The 17,080-nt window shown below is 40.5% G+C and carries 15 protein-coding genes; 3 read left to right on the top strand and 12 right to left on the bottom strand.

All coding sequences use genetic code 11. The features are described from left to right. Window positions 1-42: 42 nt before the first annotated feature. Window positions 43-1,425, bottom strand: a complete 1,383-nt coding sequence (locus tag ACB088_RS06135; RefSeq protein ID WP_375038323.1) for an aspartate aminotransferase family protein — start codon at window positions 1,423-1,425, stop codon at window positions 43-45. 96 nt (window positions 1,426-1,521) lie between these two features. Here ACB088_RS06135 and ACB088_RS06130 point away from each other — a divergent pair, with 96 nt between their 5' ends. Then, complete coding sequence (locus tag ACB088_RS06130; protein ID WP_375038322.1) at window positions 1,522-2,439, top strand: LysR family transcriptional regulator; 918 nt, start codon at window positions 1,522-1,524, stop codon at window positions 2,437-2,439. A 221-nt stretch (window positions 2,440-2,660) separates the two neighbouring features. Here the strand turns inward: ACB088_RS06130 and ACB088_RS06125 are convergent, their stop codons facing one another. Further along, the gene (locus ACB088_RS06125; RefSeq protein ID WP_092705926.1) at window positions 2,661-3,041 is read right to left on the bottom strand and encodes a helix-turn-helix domain-containing protein; all 381 of its coding nucleotides are present in this window, start codon (window positions 3,039-3,041) and stop codon (window positions 2,661-2,663) included. A gap of 260 nt (window positions 3,042-3,301) precedes the next feature. Here ACB088_RS06125 and ACB088_RS06120 point away from each other — a divergent pair, with 260 nt between their 5' ends. Further along, window positions 3,302-4,426 carry an NADH-dependent flavin oxidoreductase gene (locus ACB088_RS06120; protein WP_375038321.1) on the top strand — a complete coding sequence of 375 codons (1,125 nt, stop codon included), beginning with the start codon at window positions 3,302-3,304 and terminating at the stop codon, window positions 4,424-4,426. Window positions 4,427-4,689: 263 nt separating this feature from the next. Here ACB088_RS06120 and ACB088_RS06115 read toward each other — a convergent pair whose 3' ends face one another. The 10 genes from ACB088_RS06115 to ACB088_RS06070 form a co-directional block, all read right to left on the bottom strand. Further along, entirely contained in the window at window positions 4,690-5,574 is an 885-nt protein-coding gene (locus ACB088_RS06115; RefSeq protein ID WP_375038320.1) for a bile acid:sodium symporter family protein, read from the bottom strand. A gap of 84 nt (window positions 5,575-5,658) precedes the next feature. After that, the gene (locus tag ACB088_RS06110) at window positions 5,659-7,299 is read right to left on the bottom strand and encodes an AMP-binding protein (RefSeq protein WP_375038319.1); all 1,641 of its coding nucleotides are present in this window, start codon (window positions 7,297-7,299) and stop codon (window positions 5,659-5,661) included. A gap of 68 nt (window positions 7,300-7,367) precedes the next feature. Further along, window positions 7,368-8,741, bottom strand: a complete 1,374-nt coding sequence (locus tag ACB088_RS06105) for an OmpP1/FadL family transporter (RefSeq protein WP_375038318.1) — start codon at window positions 8,739-8,741, stop codon at window positions 7,368-7,370. A gap of 158 nt (window positions 8,742-8,899) precedes the next feature. After that, window positions 8,900-10,723 carry an acyl-CoA dehydrogenase gene (locus tag ACB088_RS06100; RefSeq protein WP_375038317.1) on the bottom strand — a complete coding sequence of 608 codons (1,824 nt, stop codon included), beginning with the start codon at window positions 10,721-10,723 and terminating at the stop codon, window positions 8,900-8,902. Window positions 10,724-10,732: 9 nt separating this feature from the next. Continuing rightward, window positions 10,733-11,194 carry a MaoC family dehydratase gene (locus ACB088_RS06095; protein WP_375038316.1) on the bottom strand — a complete coding sequence of 154 codons (462 nt, stop codon included), beginning with the start codon at window positions 11,192-11,194 and terminating at the stop codon, window positions 10,733-10,735. 2 nt (window positions 11,195-11,196) lie between these two features. Next, the gene (locus ACB088_RS06090) at window positions 11,197-12,108 is read right to left on the bottom strand and encodes an SDR family NAD(P)-dependent oxidoreductase (protein WP_375038315.1); all 912 of its coding nucleotides are present in this window, start codon (window positions 12,106-12,108) and stop codon (window positions 11,197-11,199) included. Between the two features lie 44 nt (window positions 12,109-12,152). Beyond that, on the bottom strand, window positions 12,153-12,908 hold the full coding sequence (locus tag ACB088_RS06085; RefSeq protein ID WP_375038314.1) for an SDR family NAD(P)-dependent oxidoreductase: 756 nt from the start codon (window positions 12,906-12,908) through the stop codon (window positions 12,153-12,155). 12 nt (window positions 12,909-12,920) lie between these two features. Continuing rightward, window positions 12,921-13,685, bottom strand: a complete 765-nt coding sequence (locus tag ACB088_RS06080) for an SDR family oxidoreductase (protein ID WP_375038313.1) — start codon at window positions 13,683-13,685, stop codon at window positions 12,921-12,923. Window positions 13,686-13,700: 15 nt separating this feature from the next. Beyond that, window positions 13,701-14,762, bottom strand: coding sequence for a phosphotransferase family protein (locus ACB088_RS06075; protein WP_375038312.1), 1,062 nt, complete (start codon window positions 14,760-14,762; stop codon window positions 13,701-13,703). A 2-nt stretch (window positions 14,763-14,764) separates the two neighbouring features. Beyond that, window positions 14,765-16,015, bottom strand: a complete 1,251-nt coding sequence (locus ACB088_RS06070) for an acyl-CoA dehydrogenase family protein (protein ID WP_375038311.1) — start codon at window positions 16,013-16,015, stop codon at window positions 14,765-14,767. A gap of 87 nt (window positions 16,016-16,102) precedes the next feature. Between ACB088_RS06070 and ACB088_RS06065 the strand changes: the two genes are divergently transcribed. Then, the gene (locus ACB088_RS06065) at window positions 16,103-17,038 is read left to right on the top strand and encodes a LysR family transcriptional regulator (protein WP_133745935.1); all 936 of its coding nucleotides are present in this window, start codon (window positions 16,103-16,105) and stop codon (window positions 17,036-17,038) included. The last annotated feature ends 42 nt before the right edge of the window (window positions 17,039-17,080 follow it).

Raw genomic sequence — 17,080 nt, 5'->3', positions numbered from 1 at the left:
TGTCTATTCATCTTTTCCAATTAAGTTTTAAGTCGATCAGTGTTATTTGACTTGGTAAATTGCTTCACCTACGGCGTTCATGAGTCTTTGTAACTCTGCCTCTGTGCTATTAAACATTGGGCCAAATTGGAGTGTGTCGCCGCCAAAACGCACATAGAAACCCGCTTTCCAAAGTTGCATGCCAATTTCAAAACCACGAATCGTCGCATCGCCATCACGTGGTGCTAATTGCACAGCACCAATCAGCCCGCAGTTGCGTATATCAAGAATGTTTGGAGCGCCTTTTAATTCATGTAAAAGTTTTTCAAAGCTTGGAGCCAAATCAGCCGATTGATGAATTAAATTTTTCTTCTCTAAAACATCGAGTGTTGCTAAAGCAGCCGCGCAAGCCACAGGATGCGCCGAATAGGTATAACCATGGGTGAACTCAACCGCATGTTCCGGTAAATCTTGCTGCATAAAGGCATCATAAATTTCATGGCTTGCCACCACGCCACCAAGCGGAATAGCGCCGTTGGTAATTTGTTTGGCAAAATTTAAAATATCTGGCGTAACGTCAAAATATTCTGAAGCAGTCCATTTACCCATTCGCCCAAAACCAGTAATGACTTCATCGAAAATCAGCAAGATATCGTGTTGGTCGCAGATTTCTCTTAAGCGTTTTAAATAACCAGTCGGCGGCACAATGCATCCTGCCGAACCAGAAACTGGTTCTACAATGACAGCGGCAATATTAGATGCATCATGCAGCTCAATTAACTTAAGCATTTCATTGGCAAGTTCTACACCACCTGTTTCAGCACAGCCTTTGGTAAAACTTAAATCGGGCTGCAAGGTGTGCGGTAAATGGTCTACATCCATGAGCTGACCAAACATTTTACGATTGCCACCAATGCCTCCAAGGCTGGTTCCTGCAACGTTTACCCCATGGTACCCACGTGCGCGACCAATCAGTTTAGTTTTGCTTGGTTTGCCTTTAATTCGCCAATAGGCACGCGCCATTTTAATTGCGGTGTCAGCTGACTCTGAACCCGAGTCGGTAAAGAACACATGCTGCAATTTTTCAGGCATATGCTGAATAATTCGTTCAGCCAACTGAAACGATAATGGATGACCAAACTGAAATGCCGGAGAATAATCAAGTTTGGCTAACTGAGTACTCACGGCTTGCTGAATTTCTGGAAGCGTATGCCCTGCACCACAAGTCCAAAGGCCCGACAAAGAGTCGTAGACTTCGCGGCCTGCGCTATCAATTAAATAAGATCCTTTAGCACCAACAATCATGCGTGGATCTTTATGGAAATTACGATTTGCAGAAAATGGCATCCAATGCGCTTGATAATTTAAGCTCATCTGAGCATTTGATTGAACGGTTTCCGATGCTGCGTTGTCATCAGTTAATTTGTCGATATCAAACATAATCACTCTTCTTGTTTTGAGGCTATTTTTTGAGTGTACATAGCGATATAGTTTTGATAAATTCAAATTATCTTGAGTTTAGATTTAAAAAAACAAAACTAAATGAAACCTAAAAAATTAAATCAAGTCACTGATTTTGATATTAAATTACTTAAAATTTTTAAAACAGTTTGTGACTGTCATAGCTTTACGTCTGCCGAAAGTATTCTTGGCATTAGCCGCTCTGCAATTAGTCTGCATATGAGTGATTTAGAAAATCGTCTGGGCATTCGGTTATGCCAACGTGGCCGTGCAGGGTTTGCCCTGACGGATGAAGGACGGGAAATTTTAGAATATATAGAAGTGCTCACCGCATCTATCGAAGACTTTCGCTCTAAAGTTAATCAAATGCATAACCGTCTAAAAGGTGAATTTAATATAGGCATTATTAACAACCTTGTGACCATGCCAAGTGGCTACATTACCAATACGCTGGCACAACTTGCCGAAGAACATTCTGAAGTGATTATTAACATTAGTATGAGCACACTTTCAGATATTGAGTGCCGTGTGCTAGATAATCGTTTACATGCAGGAGCAATTCCCCTTGTTACCCCTTTGTCTGGTCTTGATTACTTTGATTTATATAGCGAAAGCTCATTTTTATATTGCGGTAAAAACCATCCCTTGTTTGGCAAATGTAGCAACCTCAATTTAGATGAGTTAAAAACCTGGCAAGCGGTACTCCCCAATTATGCGATTACACCAGAAGCAGCAAAGTTGCACCAGCTTTTAGACTGTAAAGCGACAGCAAGTGACCGTGAAGGAATTGCATTTCTGATTTTAACTGGAAAATTTTTAGGTTTTTTACCCGACCACTATGCTAAAAAATGGGTTGAAGATGGTTTTATGCAAGCTGTTTCAAAGGGAGAAATGCATTACAGTACCCCCATTTGCTTAATTACTCACAAAGGCAAAAACCACAATATTATTTTAAAAACCTTTATGGAGATGCTTGAGAAGCGGATCGTAAATAATTAAAAATCTATCTTTTTTAATTTATTAAGCTCAAACATGGCCTTTTTATATTTAAAATATGCCTTATTTATCTGTTTTAGTTTCTATTGATACTACTAAAAAATAGTCAGTAGTTTACAGATGCATTGAAGACAATTCACAACCTAGTGCTAGTTGTAGTTTTACCCTAACTCCTCATTAAAAATTAGCTTATTTCTTAGGATATGAGCACGGTTAGAAATTATTTATACAGAATTTTGCAGATCGAATGCATTTCGAGCGTGTTCAACCATTGGAAGCTTATCAATTGTCCACGCATGCAGTTGTCGTAAGGGTTGCTGCAAGGTATTGCCCAGAGGCGTGATTTCATATTGAACAGCCAGTGGAGACGAAATCACATGGCGGGAAATAAGTCCATTACGCTCCAAACGGCGCAGACACTGGGTCAGAGCCTTTTGTGTAACACCTTCCAACCGACGCTTAATCGCATTAAAACGATGTGGACCATCCTCTAAAACAGCCAATACCATCATCGACCATTTATCTGCAATTTGATCAAATAAGGCTCTGCTTGGGCAATCTGATGAAAAACACTGCGGTTCAATAACTAACATCGAATGTTCCATGACTCTCCCTGAACAACTACACACCAATGTGGTACTAGGTTTAAATTTTATACCAATCTAAACGCTTGAACAACAAGCTCTCAATCCACTCGCTTAGCCAGCTTAATTGAGAGTCACATCATACAGTGTGGCAAGTAATTACTATGAAAATGAAGTTTGAGGTGGTTTACGTGAGTATACCTAGTCTACTTAAAGTACCTAATTGACACTAGGTTTATAATATATACCATTAAGACTTACACATTTTTAGAGTCTATTTGATGTCTATTCTGAATAACTTCTTCCATCCTCTTGAGCTTGCTTCAGGCATAACTCTTCGCAATCGTATTGTGATGTCGCCAATGACAACTTGGTCAAGCACTGATGATTTTCAAATCTCGGATGAAGAGGAAGCCTATTACCGTCTTCGCGTTAAAGGTGTGGGTTTGGTCATTAGCGGCTGTGCACAAGTCACCGCTAATGGTATTGGATTCACAAATGAGTTTTCTGCTGCTGACGACAGCTATATTCCAAGTCTTAAGCGGCTTGCTGACGCTGCAAAGAGTGGTGACGCACCAGCCATTCTTCAGCTATTTCATGCAGGCAACAAGGCACTACCTCATCTCATTCCCGATGCAGATGTTGTGAGCTCGAGCGCTATCTTGACGAAAGCTACTCCTTTCATGGCACCGCTGACACCTCGAGCACTGACAAGCGATGAAATCTTGCAGATGATCAAGGCATTCGGTGAAGCAACAAGACGCGGTATTGAGGCGGGTTTTGACGGCATCGAAGTGCATGGCGCCCATGGTTTTCTTTTGCAAAATTTCCTGTCGCCAGCTACCAATACACGCACCGATGAATGGGGTGGCTCGTCAGAAAATCGCATGAGGTTCCCATTAGCCGTCGTTGCAGAAATCAAGCGCATTATAGCCAATTATGCTGACCGCCCATTTGCTATCGGTGTCCGCCTTTCACCTGAAGAGACAGTCGATGAAGGTTACCGTATTGACCAAACTCTTACTTTTATTGACCAATTGTTGGACCTCGGGGTCGATTATATTCATGTCTCTTTGGCTAACCTGTTGACTGACTGCCCTATCGACGATCCAACAGGACCATCCATTATCAGTCGTATCATTAATCGGGTCGACGATCGTGTACCTGTTTTGGCCGCTGGTGGCATTCTGACACCAGATCAAGCCAAGCAAGCACTGGATACTGGGCTATCTATGGTTTCGGTTGGACGCGGGCTGATCATCAATCCAGACTGGGTCGATCATCTTAAACAAGAACAGGAAGTGAACATTGAACTTGATCCAACTAAGATAGATACTCTCAAGATTCCACAGAAGCTTTGGGCCATCATTCAAGGCATGCCTGGCTGGATTCCTTTAAAGCAATAAGCATCACTTAGACTGTACACTAGCTTGGCTGCCATCAAGCTGGTGGTGAGGGCTCTCACGAAACAAAGACTTATTATTTTTTATATTCTTTGATGTAAGAGACAGTTCAGAGAATAACGGTATTTACTTAGCCATCAACATATTCGATCTTGAGAATTAAAAAAGGAGGTAGTGACCTCCTTTTTTAATTCAAACTGTAAAGATTTGCTGATGATTAAATATCTTTATTTGATAGATATTACTAAAGATGCTTTGATTTCACTTTAGGTGGTAGTTGATATTTGTGCTATCTGTTTCTTTTCTAGACGATTTAGCAATGTGCCAAAAATTGCTGCAACAATGTACATAAATAATGAATAAACTGCTGCTGGCATAGCGGCCATACTGCTTGCCATTACTGTAAAAGCAATAGTCATGGCTAAAGTACTGTTATGAATCCCAATTTCAAACGCACAAGCTTTTGCCTGAAAGCTATTTACACCGAATAATCGTGGAACAAAATAGCCAACCATTAAACTACACACGCAGAAAAGCAAAGTAGCCAATCCAATTTGTCCAATATATGTCATCAGATTTTGGTAATCTCGCGCCACTGCCAATATGATGATTGATACAAGAAAAACGATAGCAAAAATACGCACAGGTTTATTGAGCTTTTCAGCCATATGCGGTGAAAAATGACGGACTAACATCCCAATACCCACAGGTACTAAAATAATGAGGAAAACTTGTATGATTTTAGAGAATTGTAATCCTACATTTTGTCCATTTTCCATAAAGTGTTGTATTGCAAAATTCACAATTAATGGAAGTGTAAAGGCAGCAATCACCGAATTTATAGCGGTTAAAGTAATATTTAAAGCAATATCTCCTTTATAGAGATAACTAAATAAATTAGCAGTTGGGCCACCTGGTGATGCAGAAAGTAGCATTAAACCCACGGCGAGCATGGGTGGTAAAGCAAGAACCTTACAAATAATAAAAGCAATGCTGACTAAAATAACCAGTTGGCAAAATAATGCGATAAAAACTGCTTTTGGGTGTTGTCGTACACGTTTGAAGTCATGTATGGTCAACTCCAGACCCAAACCAGCCATAATAATTGCAAGTGCAATTGGTAAAAATACGGTAATTAATCCTGAACCCATAATCTCATTCCTTTTTTTCCATTTCTTTATGGAGCTTCTAGTTCCATATGCTTATGTTTTTAATTAAAAAATTAAAAATTCTTATTAAACCTTTAGTTCTTTTCTTAAAATTTTACCCACATTCGACTTGGGTAATTCATTAATAAATTGAATATAGCGTGGTTGTTTGTAGCCTGTCAGGTTTTCTTTTGCATAGGTCTGGATTTCTTCAACCGATAAAGAATCATCTTTTTTAACAATAAAGGCTTTAGGCACTTCACCCGACTTTTCATCTGCAATGCCGACCACGGCGACTTCTAAAATTTTTGGGTGTTGCGCTAAAACTTCTTCAATTTCGTTTGGAAAAACATTAAAGCCTGAAACTAAAATCATGTCTTTTTTGCGGTCAATGATTTTGGTATAGCCTTTTTCATTCATGAACCCAATATCACCCGTTCTAAAGAAACCATCATCGGTCATGACAGCTTTAGTTTCTTCAGGCAAATTCCAGTAACCTTTCATGACCTGCGGGCCACGAATTGCAATTTCTCCAGTTTCACCGGGTGCTAATTGATTACCTTCATCATCCAAAATAGCAATATCTGTACTCGGTACAGGAATACCGATCGTGCCACTAAACAGATTAGAGATGGGCGGGTTAAAGGTAGCAACTGGTGAGGTTTCTGATAAGCCATATCCTTCACGGATAATACGTCCAGTCAGTTTTTCCCATCCATCAGCAGTGGATTTTAAAATTGCCATACCGCCACCTGTGGTAATTTCTAAACGGCTATGGTCCAATTTATTAAAGCCTTCATGATTAAGCAGTGCATTAAATAAAGTATTTACGGCAGGAAAAACTGTAGGGCGATATTTTTCAAAACAATGCACGAGAGCATCTAAATCACGCGGGTTTGGAACTAAAACAGTGGCATAACCTTTATTCATTGCACTGTGCAATAAACACACAGTAAAACCAAAAATATGATAAAGCGGTAAAGCACAGATCGCTATTTCATCTTCAAAAACATCTCGGTCACCAAAATAGCTTTTAAAAACCACATTATTTTGTAATAAATTGGCGACAATATTTTTATGGGTTAATTCCGCACCCTTTGATACACCTGTTGTTCCTCCCGTATATTGCAAAAGCACAGTATCATCAAGAACAAGTTGGGGACGTATATAATCTTGGGCATTTACCTTCAATAAGATTTGCTTAAAACTATAGTTTTTTAAATCTGATGTGTCTAATTCAGCAGGTTGTTCGACTAACATTTCAGTCATTGTGGTGGTAATAATCTGCTCAACCGGCACCTGCTCTTTGATAGCCTCATAAACAGGTAAAAACTGTTCCAATATAAATAAGACTTTTGCGCCTGCATCATTTAATTGATGCTTTAATTCACGTGCGGTATAGAGTGGATTAATATTGACCAGAATGTAACCTGCCCGAATTACGGCAAGTGAAATAATCGGGTATTGAATAATATTGGGCATCATTACGGCAACACGTGTACCTTTTTCTAACCCTAAACTTTGCAAGAAGGTTGCTACTTTTCGGCTATATAAATCGATTTCAGCATAAGAAAAAGATTTATCTGCAAATATGAACGCATTTCTTTGCTGAAACTTACTAAAACTGTTGTCCCAAAAATCGAGAAGTGAAGTTTTTTCATCTGGCAATGTAATCGTACTTTCAATATTCCATTGCTTATATTCATCTAACCAGATCTGATTTGTCATCTTATCGTCCTTTATGATAGAGAGGAATTTCGATTTTCTTCTGTGTCATCTATGTCATTATTGTTAAGTTAAAATTTATAACCAATTTTCAAACCATAACCAATTGAATAGTTATTTTTATATTCACCGACATAATATTCACTGCCTGCCTGAGCACCAAGCTGGCCTTTGGCATCACCTAGCCATAGATACTTCATTCCACCTGAAATAAAGTATTTGGCAGTTGGACTATATTGCGCACCTAGACCGACATTGTAATAACCTTTAGCTGGCCCACCTGTGGAAACACGCTCACCTGCACCCGAATCCCATCCAACAGAAACTGAACCTGACCATTTATCACTTAGACGTTGACCAATGCCAAGATTGGCAGACCATTGATCGTCATAATAACGAACCAGATTAAAACCATTTGGACGACTTGGTGTTGATAAAACACCAACAACTTCTGAGATTTCACCAAAACGATAGGGTTTAAACTCAAAATCATTCCAGTGAACCCAGCGTACGTTACCAAACAATAAAGTGCCTTTGCGTAATCCAGTCTGAAATTCCAAATTAACCGACTCTGGTGCTCTAAATTTAGTTGGACCTGAGGTTCCTGCGCCTGGTAAGCCCGCAACAATATGATTGAGCGCTTCTTTACGTGATTCAGTGAGTTGCCCTATAGAAACCATATACGCCAAATGCTGATCAAGAAAATCACGACCTTGTTGCGTACTTAACATATCAACCATTGGTGCATTTTCATTGGCAGTCACTTCATGCATAATTTCTGAACGATAGGTTAATGAGGCTTTAATGGCTTTTTCGGGAATTTGATAAGCCAATCCTGCCGTCCATCCCCAATCTCCCACTTCTTTGGCATCAAAGTCATAGCCATTATATAAACTGAAAACTTGACCTCTTAAATTGACGTTACTTTTAAAAGTTTGATAAACCGGACCTGCATAAAAATTCCAGTTTTTATTCAGTTGATAACCAAAAATCAGACTAAAATTTTGCATAACAAAATTTGATTTGGTGTTCCCTGTTACGACTTCTCCACCTGTCTTTTGAGCAAGTGTTGCAGAATTAATGCCTGGTACTAAAACCGTATCGTTCGGGGTAGCAACAAAGCTGTTCTTTCCATAATATTCTGAGTCGGATGTAAATGGCTGATCATAAAGAAAGCCAAATGAAAACTGCGGAGCTAATTGTAATTTTAAAGCTGCACTCGGACGATAATCAGAATTTGCAATATCAGAAATAGTATTACGCGTTGGGTTCGTACCCGCTTCTTGTCCTTCTAATGAAGTGTCTGAAACAGATAAACTGGCCTCAAAATAGTTACCCGGCTGTAGAAATGCAGAAATTGATTGTCCTGTTCGATCAAATGCTGCTGCATAGAGTGGGCTCGTACAAAATGAAGCCATTACCATGACTAAAGTTTTCTTTTTCATCTTTTTAATCCGTCCTAGATTTTTATTTTTACTTATTAGGGCGCTCTTATACCGAACGCCCGAAGTTTGTTTTTACATGATGATTGTTATTAGGTATTTTCTATAAAATCAGGTTATCCTCCTACCCGTTCAACGGCATGTTTAAGAAATGGTTCTTACTAAAACCATTCTTCCGGCAAAGTGAGTGGAGTCGTTTCTACCGGATCAAGTACGGCTAACCAACTCATAATTTTTGGCATTTCCCAACCAAAGAAATAATCACAAGCTGCAAGCTTCCCGTGCAAAAAATCAGGGTCTGTTGAGTTTGGCATGAGCTTATGAATCACTACGGCCTGATCAAGCCACAACCATCCCACCACAAGATGTCCAAAGGCTTCCAGATAATTAGCAGCATTTGCCAGTTGGAGTTCTACATCGGTTAAGGCATGTAATTTCTCTGTTACATTTTGGATGAGTTGCCACTTTTGGGCTAAGTGATCTGCATGATCTTTTAAAGAAGGCTCTGCTTTCACTTGCTCAATCGTATTCATGATTTTTTCATGTAATAGTTTCATTGACAGCCCCTGATTAAGACGAGTTTTACGGCCTAATAAATCGAGTGCCTGAATGCCAAATGTTCCTTCATGGATTGGGTTAAGTCGATTGTCCCGATAAAACTGTTCAACGTTATATTCACGGGTATAACCGTAGCCGCCATGAACTTGAATTGCTAAATCATTGGCCACAAGTCCCCATTCAGAAGACCAGCTTTTCACCACAGGCGTTAATAGATCAAGTAATTGATTGGCTTGATTGCGTTGCTCATCATTTTCAAGTGATTGAATATCATCGGTTAATCGGGCTGCATAGAGGCAGAGTGCCAATGCACCTGAGACATACGCTTTTTGTGCTAAGAGCATACGGCGAACATCTGCATGTTGAATGAGAGGAATTTGTGGAGAACTTGGATTACGTTCGCTACGAGAGCGACCTTGTACTCGGGTTTTTGCATAATCTAAAGCATGCAGATAACCTGTATATCCCAATGCTGCCGCGCCAAGTCCAACCGAAATTCGGGCTTCATTCATCATATGAAACATATAGGCCAGCCCTTTACCAGCTTCGCCGACTAGCTCGCCAATTGCACCTGCTTCTCCTTCGGGTGTGAAACGACCTTCCCCAAAATTCAGCACACAATTCACTGTTCCCCGATAGCCCATTTTATGGTTAATCCCAGCCAGCACCACATCATTGCGTTCGCTTGGCTGTCCAATTTCATCGAGTAATTTGCGCGGTACAGTAAACAAAGAAATGCCTTGCACACCTGCTGGTAATTGTCCATTTTCATCTGGAATTTTTGCCAAAACTAAATGAACAATATTGTCAGAGATATCGTGCTCGCCACCTGAAATCCACATTTTGTTTCCAAACAAGCGATAACGACCATCTTCTGTTTTAATCGCACGTGTACGGATATCAGCAAGACTTGAACCTGCTTGTGGTTCAGATAAACACATCGTTCCGAAGCATTTACCTTCCATCATGGCGTTGACATAGGGTTTCACTTTTTCAGGTTCACCATGGGCCATTAATAAATTTGCATTACCAATGGTTAAAAAGGCATAGCCTGCTGTTCCTGAATTGGCACCGAGTAGATATGCCATACCTGTACGCTCAATGGTATTTGGTAGGTTCATACCATTCCAATCTGATGGAAAAGCAGCACTCATCAAACCCGCATCAGCAAAGGCCTTAAGCGCGACTCCGACTTCAGGATTAACGGTCACACGCTCACCATCAAAAACAGGTTCGTTACTGTCATTTTTTTTATTATGAGGAGCAAATAAATCGGTTGCCAAAGCCTCGTAAACGTTTAAAACAGACGTATATTCAAAACGGTCCTGTCCTGCAAAAGAATTGCGTTGACTAAGTTCTTCGACTTTTAGCCAATCGAATAGCAAAAAATCTACATCACGGCGAGAGAGAATTAATTCATTGCTCATGGTTTATTCCTATACGTTCACAAGTGTAAGCCACTCTGTAACAAGTGCTGGCTTGGCTTGGTTTTCAATTTCAATACTGACTTCCATGATCAGTTGATAAACGCCCTTATTTTTCTCGGAAACATTCTTTAAGTGAAAATGCCCACGCACACGCTTACCGCTATGCACAGGGCTGATAAAACGCAAATTATTGATGCCATAATTCACGGCAGATTGCTGACCTTTTACAGTAGGAATGACTTGGGCGGCCATGGCTGAAAGCAAAGATAGGGTTAAGAAACCATGCGCAATCGTGCCACCAAAAGGAGTTTGACGAGCAGCTTCTTCATCCACATGAATAAATTGACGATCCAGTGTTACATCAGCAAAGGTATTGATCATGGTTTGCTCTATTGCAATCCATTCTGAGCTACCGAGTACCTTGCCTTGTAACTCAAAGAGTTGCTCGATGCTTAATGTATTTTTTGTCAAAATTATTCTCCTGCCATTAATGAAGCCTTTTTCAGCTCAAGCTCACCCTGAGCGCCTCCTCTGACAGGCACAAACTCATCTGTTCGGTCTGAAACATCAGCTAAACGTTGTGCTAAAACATGAGGAACTTGTTCATCTGTACCTAAATAAATTCCTTGCGTAAGGGTAATGTGGGCAGCTTCGAAACTACCTGCGCCAGCGCAAAGAATCATACGGGTAGGCGCATCTTCGCTAACCAAGGCCGCAATTGCAGGACTGACCGCACTTGGCGCAAGAGCTTTTAGTGCTTCTTCAGGTAACAACCCTTCAAGCATACGAGTTGCTGCTGTTGGTGCTAGACAGTTCACTCGAACATTAGATTTTTCACCTTCTAAAGCAAGCGTCTGCATTAACCCAACCAAGGCCATTTTTGCAGCACTATAGTTTGACTGCCCAAAATTGCCGTACAAACCTGAGGATGAAGTGGTCATGACAATACGTCCATATTTTTGCTCACGCATAATATCCCATACGGCTTTAGTGCAATTTACCGCCCCCATGAGATGCACATCAATTACTGTACGGAAATCTTCTAATGACATTTTACTAAAGGTTTTATCTCGGAGAATTCCAGCGTTATTAATTAAAATATCTACACGTCCCCAACGGGCAATTGTTTCATCTACCATCTGTTGAACTTGTTCAATATCAGTGACTGAAGCGCCATTTGCCATCGCCTCGCCACCCGCTGCAATAATTTCATCCACGACTTTTTGGGCCGCCATGGTTGAGCCGCCTTTTCCGTTTACATCACTACCCAGATCATTCACGACCACTTTTGCACCCAAACGAGCCAGTAACAGCACATGTTCCCGCCCTAGACCAGCGCCTGCACCTGTAACAATAGCCACTCGATTGTTTAAATTAATTGTCATGATTTTTTCCTAAATAAATGAATAAGATGTATTTAATAAATGTTTTAATAAGCTGTCACGCCGCCATCAATTGCAATGGCTTGACCTGTAAGATATGAGTTTTCTTTGGCACACATCATCAGCATCATTGCCACCACTTCGCTTGGATGGCCAAGACGCTTCATTGGCGAGGCCTGCGCTAAAAAGTCTTGTTTCTCTTTGAGTTCACTGTCGACCACCATCGGGGTGGTTGTATAAAATGGACAAATTGCATTAACTCGAATGCCTTTATTTGCATATTCAATCGCTGCTGTTTTGGTTAATCCCACCACAGCATGCTTTGCCGCAGCATAGGCAGCCAATTTGGGAGCCGCGCCTAAACCTGCAACAGAAGCAACATTCAGAATAATGCCACTACCTTGTTGCAACATCTGACGAATTTGATGCTTCATTCCAAAGAACACACCTTTGGCATTGACGGCAAAACTCAAATCCAGATCTGCTTCATCGGTATCAATAAAGCTTTTCATAGGCGGACTCATACCTGCATTATTGATCCCGACATCGATTCTACCAAACTGAGTAACTGCACTTTGCACCAAAGCCTGTACATCTGCTTCACAGCTGACATCACACACTTGCGCAACCACCTCCACTCCTGCTTGGCGTAGCGGTTCAACTACAGTATTTAACCCTTCAATATTCAAGTCGCCCAACACTAATTTTGCACCATACTTTGCCAGTTGCTCTGCCAGCAATGCACCAAATCCACTCGCCGCACCTGTGATTAAGACCACTTGATCTGAATAATGTTCGTACATTGCTATTCCTCCCTAAATAGTTAAACCGCCATCAACCACAATACATTCACCATTGGTGTAACTTGCAGCATCGGACACCAGATAAATTACCGTTCCCGCCATTTCACGTGGCTCTGCGTGACGGCGTAATGGAATTGAACTCATCCAGCTTGTATAAATATCTTCATTTTCAAATAGTGCCGATGCAAATTTGGTCTTGGTAAGACCCGGCAATAAAGCATTCACTCGAATACCCAATGGTCCACATTCTTTTGCAAAGGCTTTGGTCATATTCACCACCGCAGCTTTGGTAATAGAATAAATACCTTGTTGGTCTCCGGGTTGTAGGGCATTTACAGATGCGGTATTCACAATTGCACCGCCGCCCTGTTCCTTCATTAATTTACCTGCCTCGACAGACATAAAGAAATATCCACGAATATTGACATCAACCGTTTTGTTATAGGCCCCAATATCCGTATCAAGAATGTGGCCAAAATAGGGATTGGCAGCTGCATTGTTGACTAAAATATCTAAACGACCATGTTCTTTACGAATATATTCAAAAATTTCTGCAATATCTTCTAGTTTACCTACATGGCAAGCAACTGCTTCCGCTTTACCATTTGCTGCAATAATTTCATTAGCAACGCGTTGGCAATCTTCTACCTTGCGACTAGACACAATCACATGTGCGCCTTGTTCAGCTAAAAGTTTGGCAATTTCCTCACCAATACCACGACTTGCACCTGTAACTAAGGCTATTTTTCCAGTCAAATCGAATAAATTTGTAGCCATATCATTTCCTTATGTTCATGGGTTTTGTAAAGTCAGTTGTAAACAACGCTCATATAAATTTTCGACAAAACTCCCAAAATTTTTAAAATCGGGATTTTGAGTTTCTTTATGGTAATAACGATAATAAATTTGCTGGAGAATAGCGGCTAAACGAAATAAGCCAAATACCTCGTAAAACGTCCAATTGTTGGTATGTAAACCTGTTTTTTGCAGATAATAGTCCACGACTTCCTGACGTAAAAACATGCCTTGTAAATAGGTTGGCTGACGACGCATAGATTTCAATATTGCGTTATCGTCATCTTGTACCCAATAAGCCAAAGCACATCCTAAATCCATAAGTGGATCGCCGAGCGTCGTCATTTCCCAATCCAACACCCCAATAATAGAGGTAGGTTGTTGACGATCTAAAATGAGGTTATCAAATCGCCAATCGTTATGAATGACACACGTTTTAATGTCTTGAGGGACATGCGCATGTAGCCATTGTCTTATCTCACTGAAATTTGGTACATCAGGCGTTAATGCTTTTTCATAACGCTTATCCCATCCTTCAACTTGGCGACGACAATAACCCTCGCCTTTACCTAGCATTTCTAAATCAGTGCCTTGATAAGGGAGTTGATGTAAGGCGATTAAAGAATCCAGCATATTTGTACAGAGAACTTTGAGCTGATCTCTACTTAAACTTAGGTCTTGGGGCAGATCAGCCCGAAGAATTATGCCTTCGATACGTTCCATCACATAAAAATCACAACCAATAACGGTGTGATCTGTACACAATGCCACCATTTCTGGAACCATAGGATAAAGTGGCTTAAGTGCTTTTTGCACCCGATATTCCCGCACCATATCATGAGCAGATTTTGCTTTTGTACCTGATGGTGGGCGACGTAAAATCAAATCGTGATTATCGCATTCAATCCGATAAGTCCAATTAGAGGCCCCACCCGAATATTGAGTTATTTTGGGTGTACCTTTTAAATAAATACCCTGTTGAAACAGCCACTCTTGTATAGCAGTTATGTTGAGTTCTTCACCCTGACGTACCTGACCACCAACATCAATCACAGACATGGTTATTTCCCCTCTGCTCGATGGTGGCTATATCCCCGCTTTTTTAACTCGATTTTACTAATAACACGTTTATGAACTTCATCTGGACCATCCGCTAAACGTAAAGTTCGCGCAAGAGCAAAAAAACGAACCAACGGTGTATCATTTGATATTCCCATTCCACCATGAATTTGAATCGCCATGTCCATGACTTGTTGCATCACATTGGGTGCGACTACTTTAATGGCTGAAATTTCAGTCATAGCTGCAACATTCCCAACAGTATCCATTTTCCATGCTGCATACAAAGTCAATAATCGAGCTTGATCAATCGCAATTCGGGCATCTGCGATACGCTCTTTATTGCCGCCTAATTCTAAAATTGGTTGACCAAATGCCGTACGGTTCATACCACGATCAATTGCCAATTCTAAAGCACGTTCAGATGCTCCCACGCAGCGCATACAATGGTGTATTCGCCCTGGCCCTAAACGCCCTTGTGCAATTGCAAAACCTTGTCCAGCTTCGCTAATGAAATTACTCACGGGTACACGTACATTATTAAAACTAATTTCACCGTGACCATGGGGTGCCTCAGTTTCATTAAAAACTGGAAGCATTCTTTCAATCTTGATTCCAGCCGTATCGATAGGTACTAAAACCATCGAATGCTGTTGGTGTTGACCTTTATTTGCATCGGGTGTACGTGCCATCACAATCAATATTTTAGCATTCGGATCACCTAAACCTGATGACCACCATTTTCGACCATTGAGAACGATTTCATCACCCTCAATAACTGCGGTAGTTTGCATATTGGTGGCATCACTTGATGCAACTTCAGGCTCGGTCATACAAAAAACTGAACGAATTTCACCTTTTAATAATGGTGCTAACCATTGTTTTTTCTGCTCTTCATTCCCATAACGCCATAAAACTTCCATATTGCCAGTATCTGGAGCATTACAGTTAAAAACGGTTGGGGCTAAAAAACTACGACCCGTTTGTTCTGCGATATGAGCATATTCTTGAATATTCAGACCCGCACCTAATGTGTCATCAGGTAAGAACATATTCCACAAACCAGCTTCCTTTGCCTTATTTTTTAATGTTTCCAAAGCGGTCGGCCATTTCCATGTGGTCCAATCCTCATGGTCGCAAGTCCGTCGAACCTCAGCCCAAAACTCTTCCTCAATAGGCTCAATTTCAGTTGCCATGAATTGCTTAACTTTTTCTAAATATTGTTTGCCACGAGCGCTAAGTTCAAAATTCACAGTTTTAATCACTCTATTTGTTATGCTATTTCCTGACCATACCGAACTTGCTACAATGAATAAAATGAATTGTTTGAATAACAAACCATGAATGAAATGAATAATAATGTCGCCTCTCTTGCTCGTATTGATCTCAATCTATTTCGGGTGTTTGTCACAATTTATAAAGAAAAAAATCTAACACGTGCGAGTGAACAGCTATTTCTTAGCCAACCTGCTGTTAGCCATGCTCTGGCTCGTTTACGCGATCATTTTAATGACCCACTATTTATTCGAGATGGGCATGGCGTTGTTCCATCGCCTTTAGCCAAACGGTTATGGCCTAAAATTGAACAGTCATTGCAACTTATGCATCAAGCAATTCAAAGCACGCATGACTTTGTGCCAGCACGAGATTTAAAGCATCTCACAATCGCTATGACTGATGAGTATGAAGGGATTTTTTTGCCTTCTATTATTCAACACTTAACCCAATTTAATCCTAATTTGCAGTTAAATAGCGTACGCATTGATCGTAAAAACTTAAGGTATGAGCTGTCTACGGGTAAAATCGATTTTGCAATTGATGTTCAACATTCCGTTGAGGATAGCATTGATTATGAATGCTGTAATAAAGACCAGTTTGTGGTAATAAGCCGCAAGCAGCATCCATTATTATCATCTACGGACCTAACAAAAGAAATTTATTTAGATGCCAAACACATTACTGTGTCCTCTCGCCCCACAGGTCGTGTCTTTGAAGATTTCTTCTTATCTAAACTAGGTATCAAAAGAACTATTAGCTTTCGCTGCCAACAATATGAAACGGCAATCCGATTAATTACACAAACGGACCATTTACTCACAATTCCTCAATGCCAAATTGCTTATTTTAAAGATAATTACCCTCAAATTAAGGTGCATCCACTACCCATTGATATAGCTGGATACCAAATGAACTTATATTGGGATCAACAAAAGTCCCATGAACACCAAATAGCGTGGTGTAAGACGCAACTATTACAGATTATTAGTAATTTATAGAATAGTTTCATAACTAATTCAGAAGGGTAATTAAGCTCAGCA

It is taken from the genome of Acinetobacter sp. RW6 (assembly GCF_041956835.1).
Classification (GTDB): Bacteria; Pseudomonadota; Gammaproteobacteria; order Pseudomonadales; family Moraxellaceae; genus Acinetobacter; species Acinetobacter calcoaceticus.
This window is presented reverse-complemented; position numbering and strand designations above follow the sequence as displayed.